The organism is Oscillatoria sp. HE19RPO, assembly GCF_024220515.1.
GTDB lineage: Bacteria > Cyanobacteriota > Cyanobacteriia > Cyanobacteriales > Laspinemataceae > Laspinema.
Map to the genome: position 1 here is coordinate 1 of NZ_JAMXOT010000288.1, position 5832 is coordinate 5832.

Sequence of the window (5832 nt, forward strand, 5' to 3'; positions counted from 1 at the left end):
AGGACCCCACCCTAACCCTCCCCTTGCCAAGGGGAGGGGACCATCGAAGAGGACCCCACCCTAACCCTCCCCTTGCCAAGGGGAGGGGACCATCGAAGAGGACCCCACCCTAACCCTCCCCTTGCCAAGGGGAGGGGACCGGAAAGGTAAAAAACCTACTGTTGTCAGGGTTGAGGGACCCACTCTATCGGATTCGCTCTCAAAGTTGTTAGAATTGCTCCTTGACTGTCTTGACGCAGGAATAAGGAACAACAGTGTGATGAGCGATCGCCGTTACCATCTGGGAAAATCTTTGAGAAAGGTGCAACTCTGGCTCAACCCCATCATCCACTCCCAAGGGGGCAAGGGACCATCGATTCCCCTCGGAGGGCAATGGGTTATGGGGGCTGTGGTGGCGAGTTTGGGGCTACTGACTACCCCAGTTTCCGGGGCGATCGCACAGGAAACTCCTGGGGAAACCCGCATTCCGGAAACCTCCCTCAGTCAAACGACTCCGGAAACGACCCCGGGTCGATCGCCCTCCCAACCCTTGACGGAAAACTCCGCATTGCGCTTAGGAGTCGTCCGCAGTCCGGAAAATGCCGCCCAGTGGGAGGCGATCGATGCCCGGTTAAGGGCCGCAGGATTGGTCTATCAGACGATTGAACTCGATCGCCTGTTGGAAGATGCCCGAGAAGCCAATATTACAGTCCTGTTTCTCCCCAATATTTCCACCTGGACCGTGGAACAGGCCCTAGCCCTGGAAAGTTTACTCAGCCAAGGGGTTCATGCGATCGTCTCAGGACCAGTAGGCGTGAACTCTGCAACCGGAATTCGTCACGCTTTAACCGCCACCTTGGGAGGGACTTGGCAAGGTCAGTTATCCCAACCGACGCCGATGGAACCCCTCTATTGCCGGACAGAAATGCTCTGTTCCTCCAATTGGATTCCCCGAGAAGTCAACCGCATCGCCCTTCCCGGGGGGATTTTAGCGCCGAGTGGCTATAACACGGAAGTGATGACCACCTGGGGTCCTGCACCGGGAAATCCAGCGGTCCTGATTAGCGATCGCACCACCTTTTTTGGCTGGGAGTGGGGCAACCATGCGGATGTGGAGTATGATAGCGCCTGGTTACGGGCGGCCCTGCTGCGAAAGGAAGTCCAGCGGGGACCTGTGGTGAATCGCACCGTAGCGGGTCAGGAAACTCCCCCACCCCCGCCCCCATCCTCTACCGCCCCTAACGAAGCGGAACAATTGCGGGAAGCGGAACAGCAACGACGGCAAGCGCCGGAACCGCCTCCAGCCAGCACTCCAGCCACCACTCCAGTTCCAGCACCTGCGCCGGTCCCCCAAGCACCGGCACGTCCCTCCCCTGGGGATACTCTGCCCTCACTTCCCGAGAGTTCGATACCCTCCCAACCGAGTACAGTCCGGGTTGAAGAATTTGGACCGGAGGAGTTGGATCCGGCGGAAGAAACGGCACCTCCGGGGCTGATGGTGGAGCAAGGGCCTTTACCGATTCCCTCCTTCCAGGCGATCGAGATGCGGCAAGAATTGGAAAATCTCTTAGGACGGGTGGAAACTGCCTTAATTACCGCCTCAGTTCATGCTCAAGGTTCTCAGCAAGCGCGTGCTCAGACGGAAGAGGAGAGGACGGAGAAATTGCCCATTGCTTCGGCATCCCTGGTTCCTGTGGGGGAGAAGACAGGGGGGGAAACTGGGGAGGCGATCGCCCAGATAGAACAGGCGTTGCTTCCCACCAGTGAGGCGATCGCCACGGCGCGATCTATGTTATTGGAATTTCCCCAATTAGTTCAGGAACAGGACTATGCCGGGGCTCGCGCTAAATGGGTGGAAATTCGGGACCTGCTGTGGGAAAACTACCCCACCAACGGGGTGCTCGCTCAACCGGAAATCCGCGCCATTTGGTTAGATCGCGGTTCCATTGTGCGGGCGGGCTCAGAACAGGGTCTCACCCGGATTTTTGACAATCTCGCCGCTACGGGGATCAATACGGTATTTTTTGAAACCATCAATGCCGGATATCCGATTTATCCCTCCGAGGTGGCACCGCAGCAGAATCCGTTAATTGGCAATTGGGACCCCCTGGCTGTAGCGGTCAAACTGGCTCACGATCGCGGCATGGAGTTACACGCTTGGGTTTGGACTTTTGCGGCAGGGAATCAGCGACACAATGTTTTACTCAATTTAGACCCGAATTATCCCGGTCCTGTGATTGCAGCTAATCCCGATTGGGCGGGTTATACCAACCAGGGACAGATGATTCCCCGAGGACAAACGAAGCCTTTTCTGGACCCGGCAAATCCGGAGGTTCGCAGTTATTTGTTAAATCTTTTAGAGGAAATTGCGACTCGGTATGACGTGGATGGGGTGCAGTTAGATTATATTCGCTATCCGTTTCAGGACCCGAGTGCGGAACGCAGTTATGGATATGGGAAGGTGGCACGTCAGGAGTTTCAGAATTTAACTGGCGTGGACCCGATGACGATTAGTCCAGGCGATCGGGATTTGTGGCAGCAATGGACAGATTTTCGGGTGCGTCAAATTGATAGTTTTGTTGCCGATGCTTCTCAACTGCTGCGAACCCTGCGTTCGGATTTAGTTTTGTCCGTGGCGGTGTTTCCCTTGAATCCTCACGATCGCCGCAATAAAATTCAACAAAATTGGGAAGAATGGGCCCGTCGCGGGGATGTTGATTTAGTTGTACCCATGACTTATGCAATGGATACAAACCGTCTGGAACAGTTGACTCAACCTTGGATTAATCAGGAGGATTTAGGTGCGGCGTTAATCTTACCGGCGATTCGGCTGTTGGATTTACCGGAGATTATTGCGGTAGACCAAATCCAGGCGTTAAGAAATCAGTCGGTAGGAGGATATGCGCTGTTTGCAGCAGAAAATCTGAATCCGGAGTTGAATGGGATTTTTCAACGGACTCAAGGACCTTCGGCTTTAGGCGATCGGACTCCGATTCCCTACCGCGAACCTTTTGCTGCTGCTGCGGCTCGATTTGCCGGATTGCAAGGGGAATGGCAATTTTTGCGGGATGCGGAAGAGTTGTCCATGAGAGAGGTTGACTTCACCCAGTTTGAGGAGAATGGATTGCAATTAACTCAAGCGTTGGAAGCGTTAGCCAGTGAGCCTTCCCGGCCAAATCTTGAGCAAGCCCGTTCGGTTTTGAGGGAATTTCGCGGTCAGTTTCGCGATTGGATGAATCTTTATTCATTGCAAAAACCTTATCAGATTCAAACTTGGGAAAATCGTCTCCAAACCCTGGAGGATTTATTAAATTACGGCGATCGGTTTTTGTTGCAACGATAAGCGGAGATCGCGGGGCTTTTATACCCAAGTCGGTTGGGAACAGTCGGTTTTCGCTCTTGACTCGGCCTGGGTCTGTTGAACCCCACCGTTAACGGGGGTGGGTTGTGATAGACTAGCCCTGTCAAGTTGTATTGATTTGTAGGGGCGCAATGCTTGCGCCCCAGATAGGGCGCAAGCATTGCGCCCCTACAAGAAACCCTGATTTTTCGTCATCAAATTTACCCCCTTGACAGGGTTCGTTTTGATAGACCTAGGGCGACCGAATTCTGTATTACTTCTTTCTATTAAGTATAGGGAAAAGTCTATCACAACCCACACCCTTAAGGGTGTGGGTTTTTGTTATCTTCCTTCTGTAGACTGAATGGGTTTTCATCCTACAGACAGAGGATTTTATTGGGCAAAAACTCTAAGGTAGGGGAAGACTAAATAAATGTCAGCAATTCTGGGTTCATTGCTCTGGGATCAGTTGTGAATAAACTTGATTTGATGCTCTTTTGAACATCAGGGGTTATCAGTCTGAGCAGAATCTTACCAGATTTGGGGGATTTTGCGATCAGGTTAACCTTTTGAAGTGAGGGGAATTACTAGGGCGATCGCAGCTAGGAATTGTCGGTTAAAAACTTTGGAGAATTTTATGCCAATTGGAGTCCGCGACGATGTAGCTTACATCGTTTTGAAAAAAATTAAGGAAAGCAGCCAAAATCAAAACCAGGCTCAAGTTAACTTGAATTTGATGGATTTTTCTGAGCAAGCAGTCACCTCAAAAGAATTGATGGAAAATTTAGACTACTTGAATGAAAAAGCCTATATTAAGGCTCAGGTTAGTGGCAGTTCTCAGGATACCAATTCATCCTCTCCGATTATTTTGGAACAAGCCACATTAACCGATAAAGGTCGGCAAACCCTTGAAAAAATGGAGTCTCGTTCTCCTGCGGATGGGTTTGGGCGTCCCGGGACTCCCATTGCCAGTGAAAATGTGGGATTTCTGGAAAAGGTGATGCTGGAAGCGAACCTGAATGATATCTTTGATGCCCGGGATTTGACCGTGGTAGTGTATCGGGTAATGCGAGATGTGATGACCACTGAAGCTGCCGATCGCGTGGGCGCAGAACTGCATACTGAAGCCCAGCCCACCGCCGATAAAACCCTGAACATGGAAGTGGCTGATTTGTGGAAAGATACGAATCCCTTTGTGGGATTTATCAGCCGGATCCGCCAGCCTTTAATTATTAAAGATGAGCGCTTTTTATTCCGGATTGCCCAAGAAGGCTCCATGCCGGAATTCACCGATGCCGAACGAGTGGTTAAAGCGGTATTTGCAGCCACCAAAGAGCAGCTTTCCAGTGAGCGAATTGCAGAAATTTCCCAATGGCTACCTGGTAAGGTGAAGCAACTCTGGAATCAAGCCTAAATCTGATGATGATTAGGATAGGATAATCCATTGAGGCGTAGTCTCTCCCCCCTCAACCGGCAAGGGAGACTACGCCTCAAACTTTTTATTGGCGATAGGCCGGTTGAACTCGGGTATCCTCTTCATGTAGCTTAGGAGAGAAGGGAAGTCTCTGCCTCAATTTTATTGAAGTCAGATTGCGAATTTTTAAGAAACTTGACAAAACTGGGAAAGCCTTGGACTGCGATCGCTCTGGGGCCAGAAAATTTAGGAAAGAAGGGAAGGCGAGTAATCCGCAAATCAGGCCGCAACCCTTTGATAGGAAGGGTTTTTAGTGATTCCTATCACTCCGGCTTACCGATCGCGATCGCTTCATTACACCAAGAATATCACACCCGTCAAGGGGAAAAACACATAAATTAGAAAAGTAAGGAACTGTAATTTAACCGTGATTATACTTATGTCCGCCTCTCATCGGTCATCAGAATCTACCATAGGCGAACTGACGGAAAAAATTCTCAACTCTCGTCGAATTAGCCGTCAAGATCAATCCCAATTGATGCGCCTCCTCTGCGGTAGTTATGTCGGAGAACGAGAACAAGACCTAGTTGATCAAATTTATCAGGGATTGGATCTGGGATTAATCAAAGTTGTGGATTGAAAAGTCAGCCCCCGAACTGAGCATTATTTAAGAATTCTCTCGGCTTTTTTCCTTTATATTTAAACCGACTGTTGATATAAGTTGCCAGATAACAACCTGTCCAACACTGAATCAGGGGCGCAGATTTAGTCACGGCTGTTGCCATCGCATGATTCCTGACTCGGGTCAGTTTCTCTCTACTTTTATTTAGACTTATTCCCGAACTCTCTTCAGCCCCCTGTTTGTCCCTAGGGCTATTTCATTGTCAAATTTTCCTGACCCCGTAAGCTTTACATTCCAAGGTTTTTCGGCCTGATTTCCTAAGTTAAAACTAAAAAATAGAAACCACCCCGTCCCTTCGGGACACCCCTCCCTTGGAGGGGAATCTGCCCCAAAATTCCCCTCCCGTGGAGGGGTGCCCCGCAGGGGCGGGGTGGTAAATTCTAGCTAGTAATCAAGTATTGAGCTATGCTTCTTTAC

General features: G+C 50.5%; 3 protein-coding genes. All 3 read left to right on the plus strand.

Features of this window, described 5'->3' with window-relative positions:
- Positions 1 to 259 precede the first annotated feature (259 nt).
- Entirely contained in the window at positions 260 to 3322 is a 3063-nt protein-coding gene (locus NG833_RS23435) for a glycoside hydrolase family 10 protein (RefSeq protein WP_254567690.1), read from the plus strand.
- 634 nt (positions 3323 to 3956) lie between these two features.
- Positions 3957 to 4733, plus strand: coding sequence for a DUF2267 domain-containing protein (locus NG833_RS23440; protein WP_254567691.1), 777 nt, complete (start codon positions 3957 to 3959; stop codon positions 4731 to 4733).
- Positions 4734 to 5160: 427 nt separating this feature from the next.
- Positions 5161 to 5373, plus strand: coding sequence for a hypothetical protein (locus NG833_RS23445; RefSeq protein ID WP_254567692.1), 213 nt, complete (start codon positions 5161 to 5163; stop codon positions 5371 to 5373).
- The last annotated feature ends 459 nt before the right edge of the window (positions 5374 to 5832 follow it).